At 65.3% G+C, this 24,542-nt stretch carries 12 protein-coding genes; 9 read left to right on the top strand and 3 right to left on the bottom strand.

What is annotated here, in order from left to right; genetic code table 11:
- The first annotated feature begins 211 nt into the window (after nt 1-211).
- The 3 genes from FGL95_RS27880 to FGL95_RS27870 are packed head-to-tail and all read left to right on the top strand — an operon-like array spanning nt 212 to nt 1,851.
- The gene (locus tag FGL95_RS27880) at nt 212-652 is read left to right on the top strand and encodes a hypothetical protein (protein ID WP_206072373.1); all 441 of its coding nucleotides are present in this window, start codon (nt 212-214) and stop codon (nt 650-652) included.
- Entirely contained in the window at nt 646-864 is a 219-nt protein-coding gene (locus FGL95_RS27875) for a helix-turn-helix transcriptional regulator (protein ID WP_169593490.1), read from the top strand. The genes FGL95_RS27880 and FGL95_RS27875 overlap by 7 nt, the downstream gene beginning before the upstream one ends.
- Nucleotides 865-888: 24 nt before the next feature.
- Nucleotides 889-1,851 carry an NAD(P)-dependent alcohol dehydrogenase gene (locus FGL95_RS27870; RefSeq protein WP_169593488.1) on the top strand — a complete coding sequence of 321 codons (963 nt, stop codon included), beginning with the start codon at nt 889-891 and terminating at the stop codon, nt 1,849-1,851.
- 48 nt (nt 1,852-1,899) lie between these two features.
- On the opposite strand, the gene FGL95_RS27865 is transcribed toward FGL95_RS27870, so the two are convergent.
- On the bottom strand, nt 1,900-2,682 hold the full coding sequence (locus tag FGL95_RS27865; RefSeq protein ID WP_169593487.1) for an SMP-30/gluconolactonase/LRE family protein: 783 nt from the start codon (nt 2,680-2,682) through the stop codon (nt 1,900-1,902).
- 179 nt (nt 2,683-2,861) lie between these two features.
- Here FGL95_RS27865 and FGL95_RS27860 point away from each other — a divergent pair, with 179 nt between their 5' ends.
- The 5 genes from FGL95_RS27860 to FGL95_RS27840 are packed head-to-tail and all read left to right on the top strand — an operon-like array spanning nt 2,862 to nt 21,303.
- Entirely contained in the window at nt 2,862-3,752 is an 891-nt protein-coding gene (locus FGL95_RS27860; protein WP_169593485.1) for an SDR family oxidoreductase, read from the top strand.
- Entirely contained in the window at nt 3,749-5,197 is a 1,449-nt protein-coding gene (locus FGL95_RS27855; RefSeq protein WP_169593484.1) for an MFS transporter, read from the top strand. The genes FGL95_RS27860 and FGL95_RS27855 overlap by 4 nt, the downstream gene beginning before the upstream one ends.
- Before the next feature lie 8 nt (nt 5,198-5,205).
- Nucleotides 5,206-18,609 (top strand): non-ribosomal peptide synthetase/type I polyketide synthase, encoded by a 13,404-nt coding sequence (locus tag FGL95_RS27850; RefSeq protein WP_169593482.1) that lies wholly within the window; start codon nt 5,206-5,208, stop codon nt 18,607-18,609.
- Complete coding sequence (locus tag FGL95_RS27845) at nt 18,606-19,901, top strand: phthiocerol/phthiodiolone dimycocerosyl transferase family protein (RefSeq protein WP_169593481.1); 1,296 nt, start codon at nt 18,606-18,608, stop codon at nt 19,899-19,901. The genes FGL95_RS27850 and FGL95_RS27845 overlap by 4 nt, the downstream gene beginning before the upstream one ends.
- 31 nt (nt 19,902-19,932) lie before the next feature.
- Nucleotides 19,933-21,303, top strand: coding sequence for a cytochrome P450 (locus FGL95_RS27840; RefSeq protein ID WP_169593479.1), 1,371 nt, complete (start codon nt 19,933-19,935; stop codon nt 21,301-21,303).
- 4 nt (nt 21,304-21,307) lie between these two features.
- Here FGL95_RS27840 and FGL95_RS27835 read toward each other — a convergent pair whose 3' ends face one another.
- Nucleotides 21,308-22,444: an FAD-dependent monooxygenase gene (locus FGL95_RS27835; protein ID WP_206072372.1), complete on the bottom strand. Its 1,137-nt coding sequence runs from the start codon at nt 22,442-22,444 to the stop codon at nt 21,308-21,310.
- A gap of 36 nt (nt 22,445-22,480) precedes the next feature.
- Here FGL95_RS27835 and FGL95_RS27830 point away from each other — a divergent pair, with 36 nt between their 5' ends.
- Nucleotides 22,481-23,284, top strand: coding sequence for a maleylpyruvate isomerase family mycothiol-dependent enzyme (locus FGL95_RS27830; protein ID WP_169593477.1), 804 nt, complete (start codon nt 22,481-22,483; stop codon nt 23,282-23,284).
- A 4-nt stretch (nt 23,285-23,288) separates the two neighbouring features.
- Here FGL95_RS27830 and FGL95_RS27825 read toward each other — a convergent pair whose 3' ends face one another.
- Nucleotides 23,289-24,452 carry a winged helix DNA-binding domain-containing protein gene (locus tag FGL95_RS27825; RefSeq protein WP_169593475.1) on the bottom strand — a complete coding sequence of 388 codons (1,164 nt, stop codon included), beginning with the start codon at nt 24,450-24,452 and terminating at the stop codon, nt 23,289-23,291.
- Between the last annotated feature and the right edge of the window lie 90 nt (nt 24,453-24,542).

Here is a 24,542-nt window from a genome sequence, read left to right as displayed (position 1 = left end):
GGCCACCTGATGCTCGATCCGACCAAGCGATACCAAGGCCAACTCCACCTCGCGGCCTAGAATGTGTCCCGCATGTATGTAGACATATCTGTGCCACATGTATGTAGACAGCACAGAGTCCCTGGACTCCTAAAAGACTCACGAGGGTTGTAAAGAATGTTTGACATGCGGACCGACGCGATCTACGTTGGGCATGTCAAAAATTGTTTACATGGGAGCCAACGTGTCGTACCAAGAAAAGAGCGCCTGGATCATGCTGGTGCTCGCGGTCGGGACCTACGCCGGCTACGCCGCCGTCGTGTGGCAGCGGGCTCGCAACGTAGCGCTGACCGAGGTGGCCTACGTGTCCCCGATGCTGTGGGCAATCGGCATCTCAATCCTGCTGTCGATCATCGCCCACATCGTCATCGGCGCCTTCTCCCCCAAGGGTGAGGACCGGAAAGACCAGCGCGACAGAGAGATCGGGCGATTCGGCGAATACACCGGGCAGTCGTTCCTCGTCATCGGCGCGATTGCGGCGCTGGGGTTGGCGATGGCGGAAGTCGAGTACTTCTGGATAGCGAACGTGCTGGCCCTCGCGTTCTTCCTGTCCGCGGCCGTCGGCTCAATGGCCAAGCTCTCCGCCTACCGTGTCGGCATTCCGCGATGGTGAAAGCCACCAGCGTCACCAATAACATTCGGGCGCTTCGCGCTTCGCACGGCGACCTGACCCAAGCAGAACTCGCTCGACGAATCGGCGTGACGCGACAGACCGTCATCGCCATCGAGCAGGGACGGTATTCGCCGTCGCTGGAGCTGGCATTCCAGATTGCCCGAGTCTTCGACGTCCCACTCGACGACGTATTCCAATATCCCGATTCCTAGACCCAAGACTGAGGACTGATCACTATGAAAGCCATCGTCGCCGACGCATACGGACCCACCGAGGTCTTGGAACTTCGCGATGTCGATATACCCACCCCTGGCGACGGTCAGGTGCTGATCCGCGTCGTCGCCGCAGGGGTCCATGCCGGGGACTGGCACCTCATGGCTGGACTCCCTTACGTTGCCCGCCTCGCCGTCGGACTGCGCGCGCCGAAGAATCCGCCAGGGATGGAAGTCGCAGGGACCGTGGAAGCCGTCGGACCGAACGTCACGAACTTCGCGCCCGGCGACGAAGTCTGCGGCATCGGAGTCGGCGCGTTCGCCGAGTACTGTCTTGCACCGATCAACAAGCTGGTTCACAAGCCGACCCGGCTCACCTTCCAGCAGGCGGCAGCCCTGCCTATCTCCGGGATCACGGCGCTGCAGGGTTTGCGCGATAGCGGTCACGTCGCGGCCGGCCAGCACGTCCTCGTCATCGGCGCCGCGGGTGGCGTCGGCACCTTTGCCGTCCAGCTGGCAAAGTCGTTCGGCGCCACAGTGACCGGTGTGTGCAGCACGAGCAAGATGGACCTGGTCCGCTCGCTCGGCGCGGACGACGTCATCGACTACACGCGCGCGGACATCGCTGATCACAGCTACGACGTCATTCTCGACTGCGCTGGCCACCGCTCGCTGTCCGCCCTGCGGCGTGCTGCCACCGAGCGCGGAACCATCGTGATCGTCGGGTCCGAGACGAACGGTCGCCTGCTGGGCGGTACGGACCGCGCCCTCCGCGCCCTCCTACTGTCGCCGTTCGTCCGGCAGACCCTTCGCGGATTGATTTCCGGTGAACGATTGGAAGACCTGGAAACTTTGCGGGACTTGGCCGAACAAGGCGTCATCACACCAGTTATTGACCGCACCTTCCCTCTCGTCGACGTGCCGCAAGCGATCGATTACCAGCACGCAGGCAAGGCCCGCGGCAAGGTCGTCATCACCGTGTCTTGACCCCCACCCCTCGCGAGTCTTTTTGGAGTCCCTGGACTCCAAAAAGACTCACGAGGGTAGGTGGACGCGGAGCAACGCGCCTCGGTAGGTGCCGACCATCAAGTCGCTATCGGAGCCAGGCACGAAGGCAGCCGACGTCAATGGCTCGCTGGTCAGGATGGTGCACGACTGCTGCCGGACCGTATCCACCGCGACAAGGCCGACTCCCGTGCCGACGTACAGCACGCCGTCGGGTCCGAATGTCCCGTCGTCAGGCACCAGCGCGGGCGACAGATCTGCGGCAACAGCCGGGTGCGCGGGGTCGTCGATCGGTACGCGCATGATCCGGCCGGTCGTGCTGAACGGCAGCGTGACGTAGATGTCGTTGCCGTGGACGGCGATTCCGTCGACGCCGAACATTCTCGCCCGCCCGGTCCAGTCGGTGTCGATGGTGCCGTCCGGCCGGTAGCGGACCACGCCCGCAAACGAATCGGCGACATAGAGGTAGCCGGCGGAATCGAAATCGGCGCCGTTGGCCTGACCGAGTCCGGAAGCGAAGAGCTCCGGCACCGGGTTGGGCGCGGCGGGATCGAAGCGGACGACGCCACCACTCTTCCCAGGAAGGAGGCTGGTCTGGCTGTTGCCGTACACCACGTAGAGGAGGCCGTCCTGGCCCAGGCGGATCGCGCCGGGATACTCGACGCCGACCGTGCCGGTGAGGCGCCCCGAGCTGTCGTAACGCTCCACCTGATGGCGTCGGAGCCGTGCGATCCACAGATTGCCTTGCTTGTCGTAGGCCGCGTTCTCGACCCAGTCGATGATGGGTGTCGTCGCAGGTAGAACTTCCGTCATCGACGCCGCTCGGCAGGAAAATGGTTGGGCGACGGCCTTAGTTGGGTGAATAACGCTGGCGCAGACTACTATTGCTGTGACGGCAAGTCGCAGAGACATCGCTCGATCGTACGCAGTCTCGTGCGCAGTAAGAGAATGCTTGCAATATGTTTGACCCACCCGATGTGTGGAGGTCGACGATGTCAGCTGAATCCAAGAAGGTCGAGAATGGCGCGAAGGCGGTCCTCGTCACGGGGTCGTCGTCGGGTCTAGGACGTGCCGCGGCCCTCCATCTCGCGGACCTCGGCTACTCGGTCTTCGCCGGCGTTCGGACCGAGGACGCGGCGTCGGACCTGCGTCAAGCCGACGCGTCGGGGCTGTTGCGACCGGTCATCCTCGACGTCACCGACGCATCGTCGATCGCGTTGGCGGGCAAACAGATCGAGGAAGAACTCGACGGCGCGCAGTTCTGGGCGGTGGTGAACAACGCCGGAATCTCGGTGACGATGCCGCTGGAATGCGTACCGATCGACGTACTGCGGACCCAGCTGGAAACGAATCTGATCGGCGCGCTTGCGGTCACGCAACGATTCCTGCCGCTGCTGCGCGCCGCGAAAGGCCGCATCGTGAACGTCAGTTCCGGGATCGGCCGGATTGCGCCGCCCTACCTCGGCGTCTATGCCGCCTCGCAGTTCGGCAAGGAAGGGCTGAGCGATTCCCTTCGGCGAGAGCTGAAACCGCTGGGCGTCAGCGTCTCGGTGATCCAGCCGGGTGCGATCAACACCGCGATCTGGGACAAGATGCGCACGACAGCCGACGATCTGTTGGCAGCGACTCCGCCTGCTGTGGCGGATCTGTATCGCAAAGGCTTCGAAGGCTTTTTGGCCGCGAACGCCGCGCGAGCGGCAGCGTCGCACACTCGACCGGAGGATTTCGCCCGGACCGTTGCGTCCATCCTCGAAACGGAAAAGCCCAAAGCGCGCTATCAGGTCGGACTCGACTCGCACAGCACCGCCGTCGCATTTCGCGTACTCCCCGACCGACTCCTCGACGTCGTCATCGCGGCGGGCATGAAGTTCACGAAGCAGTGACTCGCCCGCAGTTGCCGCTGAGCAGACGGGGCCAGAACGCGGCGCTCGCCGTGCTGTGTCTCGCCGAACTGATCGTCGTGCTGGACAACACGATCATCAACATTGCGTTGCCGACGCTTGGCCGCGAATTCGGTTCCAGCGTGACTGGGTTGCAGTGGATAGTCGACGCCTACACCCTCACGTTCGCCGGATTTTTGTTGGCCGCAGGCAAGCTGGGCGACAAATACGGTCGCCAGGCAGTCCTCTGCATCGGCATGGTCGGCTTCGGCGTCGTCTCCATATTGGCCGCCGGCGCACCGTCGGAAAACTGGCTGGTGATGTGGCGCGCCGTCATGGGAATCTTTGCTGCCGCAGTATTTCCGGCGACGCTGGCGCTGATCTCGGCGATCTTCCCCGATCCTGACCGACGGCAATTCGCCATCGGCGCGTGGGCGGCCGTCGCAGGCGTCGGCATCGCAGCCGGACCGGTCGTCAGCGGCTGGTTGCTGGCGCACTTCAGCTGGCCGGCTGTGTTCTGGGTGAACGTTCCCGTGGTGGTCGTTGGCACGATCGGCGCGTGGCTGTGGGTGCCGGAATCGAAATCGGAGGTCGACGAACGTCTCGACTACGTCGGCGCCGCACTCTCGATCACGGGCATCACCATAATCGTGTGGAGCATCATCGAAGCTCCCCGACGCGGCTGGTTGAGCGCGCCAACCGCTGCGACCTTCTTCGGCGGAGCGGCAGTCCTCGCGGCCTTTGTCGCGTGGCAACACCGCGGTGCGTTCCCGCTACTCGACCTGGGACTGTTCCGGATTCGCACCTTCGCCGTGCCCACGTATGCGATTGCAACAGCCTATTTCGCCCTGTTCGGCTTCGCCTTCATCTTCACGATGTTCTTCCAGTCGATCTTGGGCTACGACACGTTGCAGACGGGCGTGCGCATGATTCCGTACGCCATTTCGATCGCGATCTTCGCGCCCCTGGGCATCGTGGCGACGAAATACATCGGGATCGGTCCGTCGGTCAGCGTGGGGCTGCTCGCGATGTGCGGTGTGTTCGCCATCGCCTCGACCTGCGACGCGCACACGTCGTACCCGGTGGTCATCGTGCCGATGATGGCGTTGATGGGCCTCGGACTGGCATTCGTGCAGAGTGCGGCGACATCGTCGATCATGGATTCCCTGCGCCCCGACGAAGCAGGCGCAGGTGCGGGCGTGAACGACACTTCGCGCGAGGTCGGCGGCGCGCTCGGCGTCGCGGTGCTCGGTTCGGTACTCGCTTCGTACCACGCCACTCCCCTGCAGCCCGACACGTTCGTGCACGCGACCGGCGTCGCGTCCTGGGTGGCGGTCGGCGTCACGGCAACCGGCGCGGTCGTGGTGGCGGCCCTGATGCCACGGCGGATCCGGCCGATTCCGCGGACCGACGCAGAAGACAATGTCCTGACGACTGATAAGAGCTGATCTTCTATATGGCTACCGAGTCCGAGCTGCGCGCGTACTTGACGAAGGCAGCAGCACAACTGCAGGAAACCAGGAAGCGTCTCGACGAGCTGGAGACCTTGGCGTCGGAACCGATCGCGATAGTCGGAATGGGCTGCCGGTTTCCCGGCGGAATCGTCGACCCTGCCGGCTTGTGGGAATTCGTGGCCGAAGGTCGCAGCGCCACAGGGGAATTCCCTACGGACCGAGGATGGGATCTCGGTCTGCTCACCGATCCCGACCCGGAGCGGCAGGGGTCGACCTACTCTCGCCAGGGCGGTTTCCTCGACGCTGCGGGCGACTTCGACGCGGCGTTCTTCGGCATCAGTCCGCGTGAAGCCACGGCCATGGATCCGCAGCAGCGGCTGCTTCTCGAAACCTCGTGGGAGGCGCTCGAGCGCGCGGGCATCGACCCGTCCTCACTGGAAGGGACTTCGACCGGGGTCTATGCAGGCGTCTACACCCAGGAGTACGGACCGCGCATCCACGACGAACGCGATGGCTACGCGGGCTATCTGACGACCGGTACGACGGTCAGCGTGGCGTCCGGTCGGGTGTCGTACGCGTTGGGTCTGGCCGGGCCCGCGATCTCCGTCGACACCGCGTGCTCCTCGTCGTTGGTGGCGATCAACCTGGCCGTGCAGGCCTTGCGGTCCGGCCAATGCTCGCTCGCGCTCGCGGGCGGCGCGACGGTCGTCAGTTCGCCCAGCATTTTCGTCGGTTTCGCACGACTGGGCGCACTGGCGCCCGACGGTCGGTGTAAGCCGTTCTCCGGCAGGGCAGATGGATTCGGTGTCGCCGAAGGCGTGGGCGTCCTGGTGCTCGAGCGCTTGTCCGACGCGCAACGCAACGGCCACCCGGTGCTGGCCGTTGTGCGTGGCGCCGCAGTTGGCCAGGACGGTGCCTCGAACGGTTTGTCGGCACCGAACGGTCCAGCGCAGCAACGAGCCATCCGGGAGGCGTTGGCCGACGCGGACCTGACCGCAGCAGACGTCGACGTCGTCGAGGCACATGGCACCGGCACCAAACTCGGTGATCCGATCGAAGCGACCGCACTGCTCGCGACCTACGGTGCGGCACGGTCGAGCGACACCCCACTGCTGCTCGGCTCGATGAAATCGAACATCGGTCATTCTCAGGCAGCCGCAGGCGTTGCCGGCGTGATCAAGATGGTCGAGGCGATCCGGCGAGCAGCGGTGCCTGGCACGCTCCATGTCGACCGGCCGACGCCCGAGGTGGATTGGTCAGACGGAACGGTCCGGGTGGTGACCGAACTCGAGCCGTGGCCTGCGTCGCCCAACGGGCCGCGACCGCGCCGGGCAGCGGTGTCCGCCTTCGGAATCAGCGGAACCAACGCACATGTCGTGCTCGAACAGGCACCACGAATTGCTACTCCAGCCTCGACGACGCCGACCAGCGGCCCTGTCCCGCTGATGATTTCCGCAAAGACTCCCAAAGCGCTTCAGGCACAAGCTGCTCGACTGGTGACACACCTCGATGAGCACGCCGACCAGTCCCCGCTCGACATCGCGTACTCGTTGGCCGCTGGTCGCGCGACCTTCGCCCACCGTGCCGCCGTCATCGGTACGGACCGCGCGGACCTGCGGCGCGGCCTGACCGCGGTGGTCGACGGCGAGCCCGCGACCACTGTCGTCACCGGCAGGGCCGGGGTCGTCGGAGGCACCGTCTTCGTCTTCCCTGGGCAGGGTTCGCAATGGGCAGGGATGGCGGTCGAACTGCTCGACACCGCACCGGTTTTCGCGAAGAGCATCGAATCGTGCGGCGAGGCTTTCGCCGAATTCGTCGACTGGTCGTTGGTCGACGTGCTGCGCGCCCGTCCCGACGCGCCGACCTTGGACCGCGTGGACGTCGTCCAACCCGTCCTCTTCGCCGTGATGGTGTCGCTCGCGAAACTCTGGGAATCCCTTGGGGTCACGCCAGCCGCGGTGATCGGGCACTCGCAAGGTGAGATCGCTGCGGCGTATGTCGCTGGCGCACTGTCGTTGCGCGATGCCGCACGGGTGGTCACGTTGCGTAGTAAGACCCTGCGGGAGATCGCAGGTACGGGCGGAATGGTGTCGATCGCGTTGCCGGACAACGAGGTCCGTGCGCTGATCGCGTCGTGGTCCGCTCGAATCAGCGTGGCGGCGATCAACGGTCCGCGGACAACGGTTGTTGCAGGCGAGGCCGCAGCGCTGGACGAACTGATGGCCCGCTGCGATGCCGACGACATTCGTGCTCGCAGGATCCCGGTCGACTATGCTTCGCACTCCGTACAAGTCGACCGCCTGGCTCCGGCCATCAGCAGGGCGCTGGGCGTCATCGAACCACGAACTTGTGGCGTTGCCATCATCTCGCCGGTCACCGGCGCACGCATCGACTCCACGGAACTCGATGCGTCGTACTGGTTTACGAGCCTGCGACAGACGGTCCACTTCTCCGCTGCCGTCGCCGCCGCGTACGAACTCGGGTACCGCTGCTTTGTCGAGGTGAGCCCACATCCGGTGCTGACAGCTAGCGCAGAAGAGTCGATCGAAGCAGCAGGCACCGATCCTGTGTCCGTCGTCGGGTCCTTGCGCAAGGACGACGGCGGACTGTCTCGTTTTCTCGCTTCGGTCGCCCAGTACTACGTCGATGGCGGCGCACCCGAATGGGCCGCCTACCTTGGCGAACGCGGTGGGCGCCGGGTCGACTTACCGACCTACCCGTTCCAGGACAGCAGATTCTGGATCGACTGGTCGGGTGGCGCAGGTACCGACGTGGCCGGGCTCGGGCTTTCCGACGCTGAGCATCCGTTGCTCGGTGCGGTCGTCGCGCAGCCGGAGTCCGACGCGATGAGCTTCACCGGTCGGCTCTCGCTCGCCACCCATCCCTGGCTCGCCGACCACGCCGTACACGGGACGATCTTGGTGCCCGGCGCTGCGATGGCGGAACTCGCGCTGTTCGTCGGTGACCGCGTCGGCAACCCGCGCGTGAGCGAACTCGTGTTGCACGCGCCGCTCATCGTCGGTGAGCAGGGCGCGGTCCGCCTGCACGTCGTCGTGGGTGATCCGCAGCCGTCCGGTGAACGGTCCGTACGGATGTACTCTTGCGCCGATGCCAACGACGGAGCGTGGACGTTGCACGCCGAGGGACTGCTGACCACTCAGACCCCTTCCATACCTGCAGGTTCGCCGGTCTGGCCGCCCGCCGGCGCCGAGCCGGTCGACGTGACCGGCAGCTACGACCGGCTCGCAGAGTCCGGCTACGAATACGGTCCGGTGTTCCGTGGCCTCCGAGCGGCCTGGCGTCGTGGCAGTGACGTCTTCGCCGAGGTCGCGCTGCCCGAGGGTGCAGGAGCCGACGCCCGCCGGTTCGGTCTGCATCCCGCACTGCTCGATGCGTCGTTGCACGCGTTGATCATCGGTGGCTTCGCCGCGACGACCCAACCAGGCAAGATCCGGTTGCCGTTCTCGTGGGAGGGACTCAGCCTGCATGCCGTGGGCGCGACGACGTTGCGCGTGCATGTGAGTCCGCTCGGCGACGACCGCGTATCGGTCACCACGTCGGATGTGGCGGGGTCGGTGGTCTGCAGCGTCGACGTGCTGACCATGCGCGAGGTGCCGACGGCGCAGTTGGCGAGCATCGGCAGTTCGGCGACCGACGCGCTCTACGGGCTCGATTGGGTGCCCGTCACGACGAAGCCCGTCATCGACGATCAGGCTGCACCGACCGTATTGCGTTGCACACCAACATCACACGATTCGGCGGACACGCCTGGCGCGGTCCGTAGCGCACTGACCGACGTGCTTGCACAGGTCCAGGAATGGCTTGCGGACGCGGGTAACGAGTCGGGCCGGCTCGTGGTTGTGACGACCCGCGCGATCGCGGTGACCAGCGGCGAAGATGTGCTCGACCTCGTCCACGCGCCCGTGTGGGGATTGCTTCGCAGTGCCCAGACCGAGAACCCCGGTCGAATTCTGTTGGTGGACGCCGACGGTTCCGACGACGCGCAGTCGGCGATTGCGGCCGCGGTAGCTGGCGACGAACCACAGCTCGCGTTCCGGCGCGGAATTGCCTACGCACCAAGGCTCGTTCGCGGCCGGACCGACGAGATTGCAGCAGCCGAAATGACCGAATTGGCGACCTGGCGCCTGCGGACCCTTGGCCACGGCAGTCTCGACTCGAACAATCTCGCGCTGCGCGAATGGCCCGAGGTCGAACGTGCTCTCGAGCCCGGTCAGGTTCGGATCGCGGTCCGCGCTACGGGAGTCAACTTCCGCGACATCATGATTGCGCTCGCGATCTATGCCGACCCTCGGGCCGACATCGGTGGCGAAGGCGCTGGCGTCGTCCTCGAAGTCGCAGACGACGTGACCAATGTTGCGCCCGGTGACCGCGTCATGGGTGTGTTCGAAGGCATCGGTCCGACGGTCATCACCGACTATCGGTACGTCGCCCGGATGCCGCGCGGGTTCTCCTTCGAACAAGGTGCCTCGACGTCAGCCGTTTTTCTGACCGCCTACTACGGGCTGCACGACCTCGCCGGTCTGCAGCGCGGCGAGCGGCTACTCGTACACGGAGCGACCGGCGGTGTCGGCCTTGCGGCCATCCAACTCGCGCGCAACTGGGGGGTCGACCTCTTCGTCACCGCCAGCCCGCCGAAGCAGCAGTTGTTGCGGGACTTGGGCTTCGACGATGCCCACATCGGCAACAGCCGGACACTCGAGTTCGAACCCAAGTTCCTCGGCGCGACCGACGGTGCCGGCTTCGACGTCATCCTCGACTCCCTCGCACGCGAATTCGTCGACGCCTCATTGAGATTGCTGCCGCGCGGTGGACGTTTCGTCGAAATGGGCAAAACCGATATCCGCGACCCGCAGGTGATCGCCGAGCAATACCCCGGCGTGCGCTACCAGGCCTTCGACCTCTTCGAAGCCGGTCCGGACTACATCCATCGCGTCCTCGCCGAACTGGTCGAGCTGTTCGATGCAGGTGTGCTGCACCCGTTGCCGGTCTCGGCATGGGATGTGCGCCGGGCACCGGAGGCGCTGCGTTTCCTGAGCCAGGCCAAGCACACGGGCAAGCTCGCGCTCACGGTGCCGCGTCGGCCGGACACGAACGGCACCGTGCTGATCACCGGCGGAACCGGTGTGCTCGGTGCGCTGTTCGCGCACCACCTGGTCACGGTGCACGGCTACCGTCACCTGTTACTGATCAGTCGCCGCGGACTCGACGCCCCAGGCGCAGCCGACCTGGCGAGTGAACTGACCGGCCTCGGTGCCACGGTGCAGGTTGCGGCGTGCGATGTCGCGGAACGGGTTTCGCTCGACTCCGCGCTCGCGGCCGTCGATCCAGCACACCCGCTTTCGATGGTGGTCCATGCGGCCGGAGCGCTGGACGACGGCATCTTCGCGACGATGAAGCCCGCGCAACTCGACGCGGCGCTGCGACCCAAGGTCGACGCCGCGTGGAATCTGCATCGTGCGACCGCCGGGCTCGACCTGTCGGCGTTCGTCATGTTCTCCTCCGCAGCTGGGCTTTTCGGTTCACCCGGCCAGGCGAACTACGCCGCTGCGAACGTGTTCCTCGATGCGCTCGCCCAGCATCGTCGCCAGCTCGGCCTGCCGGGCACCTCGCTTGCCTGGGGCTGGTGGGCGGATGCGACCGGTATGACCGGTCACCTCGACGAACGGGACCATTCCCGGTTGAGCCGAGGCGGATTCGTCGCTATGTCGTCGGCTGAGGGACTCGCACTCTTCGACGCTGCCTTGCACCTCGGTAGGTCGTTCGCCGTGCCTGCGCGGTTGAACACCGCCGCAGCCACTGCCGGTGATGTGCCGCCGATGCTGCGCGGGCTGATCCGTGCCACCCGACGCGCGGCCGGCACGGCGACGCCTGAGGAACAGGCGGCCACCCTGGCGCAACGGTTGGCCGGTCTCACCGCAACGGAGCAGCAGCACGCAGTGCTGGCGCTGGTTCGCTCCGTCGCCGCGGCGGTGCTGGGACACGACAGTCCTGACGCGGTCAGCCCCGATCAACCGTTCAAGGACCTCGGTTTCGATTCGCTCGGTGCTGTCGAATTTCGCAACCGGCTCAAGTCCGCGACCGGGCTACCGTTGGCCACCACGGTGGTGTTCGACTACGCCACTCCCCTCGCTTTGGCCGGCCACATCAGCAGCCAGATCGCACCCGCAGCGGCGGCGGCACCGTCAGCTCCCGACCCCTCGGATCGGCTACTCGCCCAAGTCGAAGCTCTCGCAACCGAACTCGCGACCGTCGATGTCACTGCACCCGCGGTGCAACGATTGATCGAGATCGTCCGGGGGCTGGCGCCGAGCGAGGCTCTTGCCGACGAAGAATTGTTCGCGCTCATCGAAGGCGCGGCACCCACCGCGGAACCGGAAGCGGCCGACGACCCGGTGGTCTCCTACTGGCCCCTCACCGAATACCAAAGAGACATCGTCGCCATCAGTTCTCGCTTCCCCGACCTGCCGATCACCCAGGTCGCGGGTTATGTGCGGCTGGACGGCGCGGTCGACATCGACACCATGCAGCGGTGCATTCGACGCGGGTTCACTAAGTTCGACGCGTTGCGGCTGCGCATCGAGTTTCGGGATCGCGACGTCGTGCAACGGGTGGGCCTCGAGGTCTCCCCCGCCGAGGTCGTCGACTTCACCGATGCGCCCGACCCGCGCGCAGCCTGCTTGGACTGGATGCGCCAGGCAACGGACCGCGTGATGCCGCCGGACGGCGAATTGGCACAGTGCGCGATCCTGCTGGACGCGCCCGATTCGTTCGTGCTGTACGGCCGTTTCCATCACGCTGTCGGCGACGGCTGGGGCATGAGCATTGCCCTGCGTGGCCTGTGTGCCGACTATGTTGCAGCCGTCAGCGGCGTGGAGACGGACAGCGCTCGATTCCCAAGCTATTTCGATGTTGTCCAAGCCGACCAGCGCTATCTGGGTTCCGCCGAGTGGGCAGCAGACAAGGCGTATCTCGTCGACCGGATGCGCGACGTATCACCAGCGTTGTTCACCCGGACCGCAAGTGTCGCAAGCCATCACCGGAGCCAGCGCAGCGTCCGGTTTGAGCGCGACGCCGTCGATCGCATTCGGGCGACCGGACGATCGGTGTTCGCGTTCACAGTCGCCGCGCTAGCGACCTACTTACGACGCGTTCATCGTGACGGCGACATCGTGCTCGGTGTTCCATTGCTCAATCGCCGCACGCCCGAGGAGTTGGCCACGGTCGGCAACCTCGCGAACATCTTGCCGTTGGTCGTGGCCGTCGACTACTCGTCGACGATGCTCGAGCTGGCGGACCGAGTCAGCGCCGAAGTGTGGGAACTCCAGGCGCGGCAACGCTTTGCGATCGGCAATCTCACCAGCGCCCTGCGTGAGAGCGGCCGGACCCAGAATCTTTTCGACGTCACCTACTCCTACTTCCCCATCCCGGATTCGGAGCAGCTGCAATCGATGGGCAGCGAGACGACGGTTCTGTCGTCCGGATATTCGCTCGATGCGCTCAATATCGTTGTCCGCGATCATGAACGGGACGGCTCGCTCGAGGTCGACATCTTCTACGCCGACGACGTGTTCGACGACGACTTCGCTGTCGATCACGCATTGCGGCACGTGCTGAAGGTGATCGATGGGGCACTCCGCGCTCCGGAGGCAGCAGTCGGTGCGCTCGAATTGCTCTCCAGCGCCGAGCGCAAGCAGTTGACTTCGTTCGAACACGAACCGCCCGTTGCGTTCGACGAGTACGCGACGCTGGATCGGTTCGTGGTTGATCAAGCCGCCCGCGTGCCGTCGCACACTGCGCTCGAATGGCTCGGCGACGATGGCGCCACCGCCGCGTGGACGTACGCCGAATTCGCGGAATCCGTGCATTCCCTTGCACACCGGCTGCGTGCAGCTGGATTGCGTCCAGAGGAATGCGTGCCGATCTTGCTCCCTCGGTCGCCCGAACTGTTGGTGGCAATCCATGCGGTCCTGGCCGCGGGCGGCGCCTACGTTCCGATCGATCCGGAGTATCCGGAGCTGCGAATCCGCACGATCCTGACCGATTGCCGGGCACGGTTCGTGTTGGCTGCGGACCGATTCGGTGATCTTGCCGAGGAACTCGGCATCTCTCGCATCGCGCTGCATGACGATGCCTCCGGTGCCGTGCCATCCAGCACGCGTGCGACCGACCTCGCCTACGTCATCTACACCTCCGGATCGACGGGCACTCCCAAGGGCGTGATGATCGAGCATCGTTCGGTCGTCAATCGCCTGACCTGGATGCAGCGGCGCTACCCGTTGACGTCGTCGGACGTCATCCTGCAGAAGACCCCAGCGACGTTCGACGTGTCGGTGTGGGAACTGATGTGGTGGGCGTTCGCCGGCGCGAGCGTCGCTCTGCTTCCCGCAGGCGCCGAACGTGATCCACGCAAGATCATCGCCGCAGTACACCGGCACGGTGTGACTGTTATGCATTTCGTGCCGTCGATGCTCGGACCGTTCCTCGATCAGCTGGCCGCCCAACCTGATTCGGCCCCGAGGTCGCTTCGGATCGTGTTCTGCAGCGGCGAGGCACTGACGCCGGTGTTGGCGGATCGGTTCAGGCGGATACTGCCCGGCGTCAGGCTGGTGAACCTCTACGGTCCGACCGAGGCAACGGTCGACGTGTCGTACTTCGACGTCCCTGGGGATCGCGCGGTCGATACGGTCCCGATCGGTAGGCCGATCGACAACATTGCGTTGCTGGTCCTCGACGCCAAGGGCCGCCGCTGCCCAGTCGGGGTTCCCGGCGAGCTCAACATCGCCGGTGTCGGCGTGGGCCGGGGGTATTACGGTGCGCCCGAACTGACGCTCAAATCCTTCGTTACCGACCTGGAGGTGCTCGGCGGGCGACGGTACCGCACCGGCGACCTGGTCCGCTGGCTGCACGACGGAAATCTCGAATACCTTGGCAGGCTGGATGATCAGGTCAAGGTCCGGGGCAATCGCGTCACGCTCGGCGAGGTCGAGAATCACCTCGCAACGTGCGCTGGGGTTCGATCGGCGGTCGTTGTCGCTGAGGCGAATGCGAGCTATGGAGCGACACTCACCGCCTACATCGTCGGGTCGGCGTCGACCGAGGAGGTCGTCGCTCATCTGGGCGCGCGCCTGCCGCAGTACATGGTTCCGACGACGATCGTTGCGCTGGAGCAGCTTCCGCTGACTCCAAGCGGAAAGGTCGACCGACGCGCACTCCCGGCGCCCGGACAGCAACGACACAGCGGAGCCCAGCAGCCGCGGACCGACACCGAACGCGCACTCGCACAGGCGTGGTCGTCGGTGCTGGGTGTCGAGCAACCAGGTGTGCACGACGACTTCTTCACTGTCGGAGGTGATTCCATCCTCGCGCTACACCTACGGACCGCGGCAGAGCGGCTCGGGTACACCTACGACATCGACGATTTCTTTGCCCGCCCGACCATTGCCGACCTCGCGGAAGCCGTTGCAGCGCCGTCGGTTTCGAGCGACACCGGCGTCAGCTCGCCGTTCGAGCTGGTCCCACTGATCGACCGCGCATCCTTGCAGGAGGTCGAGGATGCCTTCCCGGCAACATCTTTACAGCTCGGAATGCTGTTTCACAGCATGGAACGCGCCGAATCATCGGTCTACAAGGATGTTTTCCGGTATCGGGTCGCAATGCCGTGGCATCGCGCCGAGTTCGAGGCAGCTGTCGAGCGATTGGTCGACCGTCAGCCTGCGCTGCGGTCCGCGTTCGATCTCACGAGCCGATCGTTGCCACTGCAGATTGTCTCCCATCGCGTTCTGAGCGCGTTCGACGTGGCTGAGCCGGGCGACGACGTCGAACGTTATCTCGACGAGCAGCAGCGCGCGACGTACCTGCTGGCCGAGGCGCCGCTCTACCGAATGCGTGCCTTCCCCGGCGAGGGGATAGTCGATCTGGTTTTCAGCTTCCACCACGCAATTCTGGACGGCTGGAGCGTTGCGAATCTGATTCGCGAACTGCTGCAGGACTATCTCGGTCAGCTCGGGTTGCGGGTCGACTCGGTCGATTCGATGCGGCAGTCGACGACTCTGCTCGCCGAATTCGCCAGGGCCGAACAAGAATCCCGAAACAGCGAGACGGCCAGAAAATACTGGGCTCAGGTCCTGCTCGGATCGACGCCGACCCGAATCGAATCGGCGAGGGCCTACGAGGCGCCTGACGTCGAGGGTCCGGTGCGTGCAACACTCACCCTCCCGACCTGGTTGCGCGCCCAATGCGACGCGTTCGTCGCGCAGGCGCAACTGCCGCTGAAGTCGCTGTTGCTCACTGCGCATTGCCTCGCCTTGCATGCGATGTCCGGAGCGGACGACGTCACGACCGGTCTCGTCACGCACGGTCGACCCGGGCGGTCCGGCGCCGAGCATTGCGCAGGGCTGTTCCTCAATACCGTGGCGATGCGGCTCGACTGCTCCGAGCACTCGAGCTGGCGCAGCGCTGTCGAACAGGTTGCGACCCAGGAGCGGACGGGCTCGCGGTACCGGCGCTACCCGGTCCGAGCGTTGGTCGCCGACCTGGGCAGGCAGCCGTTCGAGACCGCGTTCAACTTCGTGGATTACCACGTCTTCGGCCAGGTGCTCGGCGCAGCAGGCTTCGAGTTCATCGACTTCGAAGCCCGTGAAGAGACCAATCTGGAGCTGCTGGTCACCGCCGCGATCGACCCGCGGACCGAGGAGATCGCTGTTCGGGTCGACGCGGGACGCGACTCGATCACCCGCTCCCAATGCGGAGAGTTCGCGCGGTTGTTCATCGCCGTCCTCGAGTCCATCGTCCGCGAACCCGACGGACAGGTCGACGTCGTGCGCTCCCGCGACGTCGGCCACCTTGTCGAAGCCGCGGCCGCGGCGGCGCCCGACTCGAATGCTCTCACCGGGATCGGCGACGAGTGGACCTATCGCCGATTGAGTACGACCTCCGAGCGAATCGCGCTGCGACTGTTGGCAGCTGGGTTACGGCCGGGTGCACGGATCGGTGTCTCGATGAACCGCTCCCCTGAGTTGATCGCCGTCGTGTTGGGAGTGCTGCGAGCAGGCGGCGCTGTCGTGCCGCTCGACGTCAGCTACCCGGTCCGTCGTCGCGAAGCGGTATTGGCGCTGGCCCGCCCGTTCCGGGTGATCACCGATGCCGATGTTGCTGCGCTGCTGTCGAATTCGCCGATAGTCGGCACGCTACCGGTGATCCAGCCGGAAAGCATTGCGTACGTGCAATTCACGTCGGGTTCGACCGGCGAGCCCAAGGGTGTCGCGATGCCGCACCGTGCTCTTGCCAATCTGATCGAGTGGCAGAACCGCTCGGCGACAGCGGCACTCGGCCAGACGACGCTGCAATTCACGTCGCTTGGCTTCGACGTCGCGTTCCAGGAGATCTTCTCGACGCTCGCCGGCGGCGGGACCCTGCGACTGATCACCGAGGCCGAGCGCAACGACCCGGCTGTTCTTGTTCGCACGGTCGCAGACGGCGACGTCAACCGAATCTTCCTGCCGTATGTCGCCCTGCAAACTCTCGCCGAGGCCGCGCAGTCGACGGGTCGTTATCCGACCGCATTGACCGCGCTCGTTTCGGCGGGCGAGCAATTGCGCATCACGCCGGAGATCCAGACGCTCTTGTCGGCCAACCCGCAGGTGATCGTCGACAACCACTACGGGCCCACCGAAACTCACGTCGCGATCAGCCATACGTTGACCGGAAAGCCCGAGGCGCTGCCACAGCTTCCGCCGATCGGCAGGCCCATCTCCGACGCAAGCGCTTCCATCCTGGATGCGCGGCTGAAACCGGTTGCACCAGGAGTTCGTGGCGAGATCTATCTCGGCGGGGCTGTCGTGGCGCAAGGCTACGAACAGCGACCAGGGCTCACTGCCGAGCGGTTCGTCGCCGATGCAGGCGGCCGAATCCGTTACCGGACCGGCGATCTGGGCGTTCAGCTCCCGAGCGGTGACATCGCGTACCTGGGTCGGTCGGACACCCAAGTGAAGGTCCGGGGGTACCGCGTCGAGTGCGCAGAGGTCGAAATCGCGTTGGCTGGGCTGGGTTTCGCGCAGACCGCTGTCCTGGCAACGGCACGCAACGGCGTCGACGCAGCCTTGAATGCGTATGTCGTTGGTACCGAACTCGATACCGCAGGTATCCGGGCAGATCTTGCGAAGGTACTGCCGTCATACATGATTCCCACCCGTTTTCGAGCGGTCGACGACCTGCCGCTCACCCCGAGCGGCAAGCGAGACGACGCGGCATTGCGGGCGCTGCCGGATGTAGCGGTTGCCGTATCGGGCCGCGCGCCCGCCGACGAGTACGAGCAGGTCATCGCCGACGTCATGGCCGAATTCGCCGGAGTACGTGAATTCGCCGCGGACACTGACTTCTTCGAGTCCGGCGGCACGTCGATCGGCGTGATGCGGGTGGCGATGGCAATCAGCAGGCGATGGGGTGTCGACATTCCACTGCAGGCCCTTATCTCCGCACCCACCCCAGCTGCGCTGGCGGCGCGAGTGCGCTCGGGTGGGCAACGGTCGGCGTTCGACCCCGTTGTCCCCCTGCGTCGTACCGGATCCCGCGCACCGATCTTCTTCGTTCACCCGAGCGGCGGAAACGTCATCTGCTACGTCGACCTGGCGAAGCAGCTGGACCGGCCCGTGTACGGACTGCAGGCAGCGGGCACCGAACCCGGTGCGGAGCCACTACGGTCGGTTCCCGACCTGGCGGCCAGCTACCTCGAGGCGATCCGACGAACGCAGCCCGACGGTCCGTACCACATCGCAGGCTGGTCGTTCGGTGGTTACGTCGCGCTCGAAATGGCACGTCAGCTATCCGAGGACGACCTGGAGAAGCTCGTGTTGCTCGACACGATCGCGTTGGAGGACGGCCCTCGGGAGCCGATCGCCGACAAGGACCTCATCGTCTGGTTCTTCATGGAACTGCTCTGGTACGCGCGCGGATCCGACAGCACGGCAGTGTCGTTCGATACCGGGTCCGGCGATCGTGAGGAGCTGTTCGACTCGGTGCTGCGCCAGTCGATCCAGGCCGGCATCCTGCCGGAACACAGTTCCCCACAGCTGATTCGGCGGCTCTACGCGGTATTCCATGCCAACTACACAGCGACGCTTGCGTATCAGCCTGCGGTGCTCGATCGCGATATCGTGCTGCTGCGGGCGCGTGAGGAGCTGCCGCGCGACGTCGACATTGCGCACCGTCGCGTCGGCTCGATGTTCGACAGCCCGACCAACGGTTGGGCCAGGTGGGCAGGCCGCCGGCTCGAGGTCGTCGACATACCGGGCGACCACCTGACCATGATGTCGCAACCCCACGTCGGCGCCGTCGCTCGTGCGCTCGATTCTGTGCTCGACGCCGTCGGCGATCGGAGCGCGCGGTGAGCGAGATCCGCCGGGAACTCAGTCCGGTCGAGCGGTGGTACTGGGTCGCCGACCAGGTCTCGCCGTTGAATGTCATTGCACGCGTGCATGTGCGCGGACCGTTGTCCGACGAACTGCTGGTCGATGCCGCAGCACGGTTGGCTGCCGAACAGCCGTTGTTGCGGGTGTCGATCGCCGCGGATACGGACGGGACGCGTCCGCGGTTCGTTGCGCCGGCGCAACCCACGATTCCGGTTCGGTCCGTAGTCGAGGCCGATGCGTGGGAACGCGAGGTGGACTCCGTAGAGCTGTCCACATCATTGGACTGGCGAACCGGTCCCCTTGTCCGGATTCTCCATGTGAGCGCTGATGATTCGCACGACATCGTCCTGACTGCGTCCCACATCATCGCCGACGGTACGACGGTCTTGGTGCTGCTGCAGCGACTGCTGGAACTGGCAGCCGGGGCTGAGCTTGCGCCGCGGAACCCGCTTCCGGCACCGGAAGAACTGCTGCCGAAAGGATTCCGCGGGCCGCGAGGTGGATTGCGCATCGTCGGCGGCGGTGTAGCTGATCAGGTCACCGTCGCAGTCGCTCGACCGGCACGGTTGCAACCGGAGGTTGCTGTCGATGCGGCGCGTCGTCGCACCCGGCTGATTCGGCATCGCATCGACGGTGACGTGCTTGCTGCACTGGTCGATACGTGTCGCGCGAAAGGTGTCACAGTGCATGGAGCGCTTACCGCGGCCATGGCGTCGGCAATCGGGCAGGAGATCGATCCTGGCGGCTCGGGTCGATTGTGCATCGGCTCGCCGATCGATTTTCGCGGCGAACTCGAACCCCCGGTCCCGAAAGACGACGCCGGGGCGTACGTCGCGACAGTGCCGTCGCACTTGCAATATGGCGAGTCGGTCGATTTGTGGGATTGCGGTCGATCGCTGAACACGGAGTTGGAGCGTCGCAAGCGATTTCGACAGCACCTGGTCTTGCTGGCCACGCTGCGACTGATCTGCCCGAAGTCCGTGAGCTCGAGTGGGAGATCGTTCGCCCTCGCCGAGAGCAAGGGCCCAGGCAACGTCTGTATCTCCAACATCGGGCGCTTCGACTTCGCCGGCCGGATCGGCGAATGGGAACTCTCCGGTGCGCAGTTCATCGCAGGGATCTCGATCAGCGGCTTCTACGTAGCGACCGTCAACACCAGTCACGGTGTGCTGCATTGGAATTTCACCTACATCGACGAATGCGTGTCGAGAGAGCGTGCGAATCGGATCGCGGACGGCGCGGTCCGTACGCTGTTGGCCGGGATCGAGTGACAGTCCGGGGGGTGCCATGAATATCCGCACGATGTCGCGTCGCATAGTCGACGGCGCTCGCGACGTCTCGCTCCGAGTGCCGCCGCGGCCGCGACCGCTCACCGCGTCGCCGCCGAATGGGCTGAAAGCCGTTCCGGGAGAACGTGGTCTGCCCCTTGCGGGCCATCTGCTCGGCGGGCTGCTGGACGCGCCCGCCCTGCAGATGCAGCTCTACCGACGGCATGGCGCGGTCTCGTGGACGCATGCATTCGGGATGCGGGCGATTATGGTCGCCGGGGCCGAGGCGACGCACGCGGTGATGCTGAACAAAGATCAGTCCTTCGCCAACGACCTCGGTCGATTCTTCGAACCCTTCTTCCACCGCGGCCTGTTGTTGCTCGATTTCGACGAGCATTTCGCCCATCGCCGGTTGATGAACGTCGCGTTCACGCGGGCGCGTCTGGCCCGCTACACCGAGATCGTCACAACGGTCAGCGCCGACGAGGTGACGAAATGGCCCGCAGGAGAGCAAGTCCTGGCGTATCCAGCGGTCAAGCAGCTGTCCCTCGACCTCATCGCCGAGATCTTCATGACTGGTTCCCTCGGCGCGGAGCGGACCCGACTGCTCGACGCCATGCTCGACTGCACCGACGGTCGGCTCGCGGCAATCAGGCTGCCCATGCCCGGTGGCAAGTACCGCGCGGGTGTACGCGGTCGGCAGGCGCTGCAGCAGTACTACCGCAATGCGATCGCGGAGCGGCGCTCCCGCCCGCGCGACGACTTTCTGTCGACAATGATCTCGGCCGGATTCGACGATGACGACATCGTCAACCACATGATCTTTCTGATCATGGCGGGCCACGACACCACGGCGACCACTGCCGCGACAGCCGTCTACCACCTCGGCAAGAATCCGGAATGGCAGCAGCGTGCGCGCGAAGAATCGCTCGCGCGGGGTGATGCCGCGCTCGATCTTGTCGGGCTAGAGAAGCTGACCACGCTCGACCTGGTCGTGAAGGAAGCGCTACGACTCACCGCGCCGGTCCCGTCGCTGATGCGCAAGTCCGTGAAAGACACCGAGATCGCCGGCTTCTTCATCCCGAAAGACCACCTGATCATGGTGTGCGACGGCGTCAATCATCATCTGGAGGAATTCTGGACCGACCCAGCGATTTTCGACCCCTCGCGCTTCGCTGCGCCACGGCGCGAAGACAATTCGCACCGCATGGCCTGGATCCCCTTCGGCGCGGGCGTGCACAAATGCATCGGCATCAACCTGGGCACCATCCAGTTGGTCGGCATGCTCGACGCCCTGGTCCGCCGATTCTCCTGGACCTTGCCGCAGGACTACGAGATCCCTTGGGGCCAGCCGTCTTTGCCCTACCCGGTCGACGGACTACCCGTAACCTTCCGCCCCATGTGAGGGGCTAGAGGTCGAAGCGCATCGCCGACTCGTATTGCCGCCGCACGACCGAGTCCGGCAGGTGCCGCAACAAGTAGTCGCGGACCGTCCGCGGGACCGGGTGCGAGATCTGTTCCATCAGGCTCACCGACCGCGACGTTCGGACGAGCCACCGCGTCCTGCGTTGCCGCGCCTTTTCGTACGATCGGAAGGCCGTCGCGGGATCGGTTGTGTCGGCGAGGGATCGGCCTAAGACGTAGGCATCCTCGATCGCCGATCCTGCGCCCTGGCTCAGGCTGGTGAGCATGGGGTGCGCTGCGTCGCCGACGAGCGTCACTGGCCCCGCACCGCGCCGCCGCAGAAACGGTCGATCCTGGGCGGGAACGGTGATGATCGCGTCGTCGGGGGTCTGGTCGATCGCGGCGCACACCTCGGGCGCCCACCCCGCGAACGCCGCCGCCACTTCCTGCTTGGTCCCCCGCGCCTGCCCGATCGGCATGGTCTTGGTCCCCCACCAGTAGGCGCGGCCGCCACCGATGTCGATCAGACCGAACCGTTGACCCGCGCCCCAGTAATGCAGTGCGTCGCCTCTAGCGAGGCCACGGTGCTCGAACGGGATGACGGCCAACCAGCAGACGTAACCCGCTTCGCGGACCTCGGCTGCGCCTGCGATGTGCGCCCGGACTGTCGAGCGAATTCCGTCCGCTCCGACGATCCCGTCTGCCGTCGCAGTGCGACCGTCGACGCCGACGATGGTCACCTTACCGTTGATGCTGACGCTGTCGACCGCCCAATCACGATGTATCGGAATGCCTTCCGCTGCGGCGGCAAGCACGTCCAGCAATTCGTTGCGATAGATGCTGATCGTGGGCGCGCCCAGGTTTTCTGTCATCTGTGCGATCGGAAGTTTGCGAATCAGTTCGCCTGTGGCAGTGCGGAACTCGAAGTTCAGAAGTTCTTGGCCATCGCCGGTGAGGTCGATGCCAAGCTCGGTCAACACGCGGACCGCGTTGCTCGCGATGCCCAATGCGGTGCCGGTCGTGCGGATCTCGGGCAGCGATTCGTAGACCTCCACATCGACGTTGGCATTGCGCAGTGCAACGGCGGTGCTGAGGCCGCCGATGCCTGCTCCGACGACGATGATCGATGCCCGCTTACTCACGCGAACAACTTAGCTGGTGTGGCAGGGTAGGACGGCATGAGCGCAAACGTCGGGCACGCCGAGCGGATGGCCGAGCTGAGATCGTCCCGCGAGGATCTGTTGACCTTGTGCACTGGCCTGACCGACGACCAGTGGCTCTCCCCCAGTTGCGCAGAGGGTTGGCGAGTGCGCGACGTCATCGCCCACATCGGCGCGGTGTGCAAGGGCATGTTCACACCGATGATCGTGCAGCAGATGTTCTCCAAGGACATCGAGCGGCTCAACGACACGACCGTCGATGCGCGTCGTTATTGGCCGATCGACCAGGTGCTGAGCGAGTTCGATGTGTGGACGAAGCGAACGATCGGATTCGTGTCTGTCGCGTCCCGACGACCGTTCGGCGCATTTCCGTTGCCGATCGGCGACCTCGGAACATACCCGACCTCGGTGTTTCCGTCGCTGTTCACGTTCGACTTCGACACCCACTTGCGCTACGACATCGCGCCCGCAATCGGTCTCACGATCGACCCCCCGACCGGCCAGCGCACAGCCGTCATCCTCTATTGGCTGATTCCCGGCCTCGAACAGATGAACCGGACGACGATGGGCTGGGTGGACCGGCCGCTCGCGCTCACGTTGCAGGGTGCCGGCGGCGGAACGTGGCGTATCGCCCCCGGCAAGGGCGGCAAACTACGCGTGACCGCCGGACCGGCGACGGATGCTGCCGCCCACATCACCGGCGAAGCAAGCGAATTCGTCGCCTGGTCGACGACTCGGACACCGTGGCGCCAAGCCCACATCGAACTCGGCGGCGATGCCGCCTATGCCACGAAGTTCCTCGACACCCTCAACCTCATCTGAGCGTTCAACCCTTTCGGAGTTCGATCTCCAACGGCGTAGGGAACGACGGCACCACAGCCGCACCTTCGAGCCGTTCCTGCAGCTTCTCGGCAGCGCGCGTCACTGCTTTCGCTGCAGCCTTACCGCGATCCAGCAGAAGCTGTGTCGCGACGATGCCACCTGGTTTGACGGCCCACCCACCGATGACCTCGCCACCCCACCAAATGGTCGGCCCGATGTTGCCGTTGCGGTCGTAGAGCGGCTGCCAATCCTCCGGCAGGTACCACTCGCGCTCCTTCCAGCCCATCGGCGTCGGGTCCAGCGCGGGCAGCAACGCGGCCTTCGGTGCCGACGGCTGCTCGGGCACTGCGTCGTCTGCCAGCACAAGGGCACCGCCGAGGTCGACCGTGTCGAGCGCCTCAAGTGCTTTGCGGGTCACGCCCAAAGGCCACCCCGTCCACCACGCGACATCGGCGACCGTCGCCGGGCCGAAACGACGCAAATACTGTTCGACGAGTGCTGCCTTCGCATTCGGCACGTCGGCAATACCGCCGGGCCACCACGACGCTCCCGGCTCCCACGTGTGGGCGCGGGATGTCCACGCACCACGAGGCTCGCACCGGACCATCCGACCTTCGGCCGCCATCAACGTCAGGACCTGAGAAGTGATGTTGCGCTTGACATCCCACTTCTTGTCCGAGGTCGGCAGCAAGGCGGTCCGTAGCCTGGGCTCGTCGGTCGACAACTGAGCGGCCGTCGCGGACCCGCGCTTGGCGAGCGCCGCCTCGACCGAGGTCTCGATCGACTCCAACCAGGCGTCGAGGTCGGCGGGAACGGCCGGTTCGGTCGGGATGGTGGTCAACTGTGCCACCAATCGTTTGCGCTGTTGTGCCGCGATGTCCAGGGACGCACCGTGATGCACGACCGGCACGAGGTCGGCGGGCACGAGAAACAAGGTGCGTCGCATGGCAAGCATCCGGACCAAGGTGCGGTCGTCGTACATCGCCCGAGCGATGTCATTGAACGTCACCGACGGGCAGCGCGCCAGGACGGACAGGTAGACCGTCGCCGGGTCGGTTGCGTGCAGGACCACCAGATCGGTCGTCGCCTGGACTGGATCTGCGGCGGTGCCACCGAGGTGATGCCGCGCGACAAGCCGGGCACGACGCTGGTCGACCGAGAAATCCATGGATTATTGCTACCAGGCCACACTGACACCCCCACCGAGTGTCGAAATGTCTCGAGCGGCTCCGACCCACTGGCGAACACGAGAACAACT

It is taken from the genome of Antrihabitans stalactiti (assembly GCF_012932915.1).
Taxonomy (GTDB): domain Bacteria; phylum Actinomycetota; class Actinomycetes; order Mycobacteriales; family Mycobacteriaceae; genus Antrihabitans; species Antrihabitans stalactiti.
Note: the sequence above shows the minus strand (reverse complement) of the source record. Positions and strands in the feature narration are given on the sequence as shown.

Coding starts and splice junctions, on each gene's coding strand:
- FGL95_RS27880 (WP_206072373.1), top strand. CDS start 212: ATGGGAGCCAACGTGTCGTACCAAGAAAAGAGCGCCTGGATCATGCTG.
- FGL95_RS27875 (WP_169593490.1), top strand. CDS start 646: ATGGTGAAAGCCACCAGCGTCACCAATAACATTCGGGCGCTTCGCGCT.
- FGL95_RS27870 (WP_169593488.1), top strand. CDS start 889: ATGAAAGCCATCGTCGCCGACGCATACGGACCCACCGAGGTCTTGGAA.
- FGL95_RS27865 (WP_169593487.1), bottom strand. CDS start 2,682: ATGACGGAAGTTCTACCTGCGACGACACCCATCATCGACTGGGTCGAG.
- FGL95_RS27860 (WP_169593485.1), top strand. CDS start 2,862: ATGTCAGCTGAATCCAAGAAGGTCGAGAATGGCGCGAAGGCGGTCCTC.
- FGL95_RS27850 (WP_169593482.1), top strand. CDS start 5,206: ATGGCTACCGAGTCCGAGCTGCGCGCGTACTTGACGAAGGCAGCAGCA.
- FGL95_RS27840 (WP_169593479.1), top strand. CDS start 19,933: ATGTCGCGTCGCATAGTCGACGGCGCTCGCGACGTCTCGCTCCGAGTG.
- FGL95_RS27830 (WP_169593477.1), top strand. CDS start 22,481: ATGAGCGCAAACGTCGGGCACGCCGAGCGGATGGCCGAGCTGAGATCG.
- FGL95_RS27825 (WP_169593475.1), bottom strand. CDS start 24,452: ATGGATTTCTCGGTCGACCAGCGTCGTGCCCGGCTTGTCGCGCGGCAT.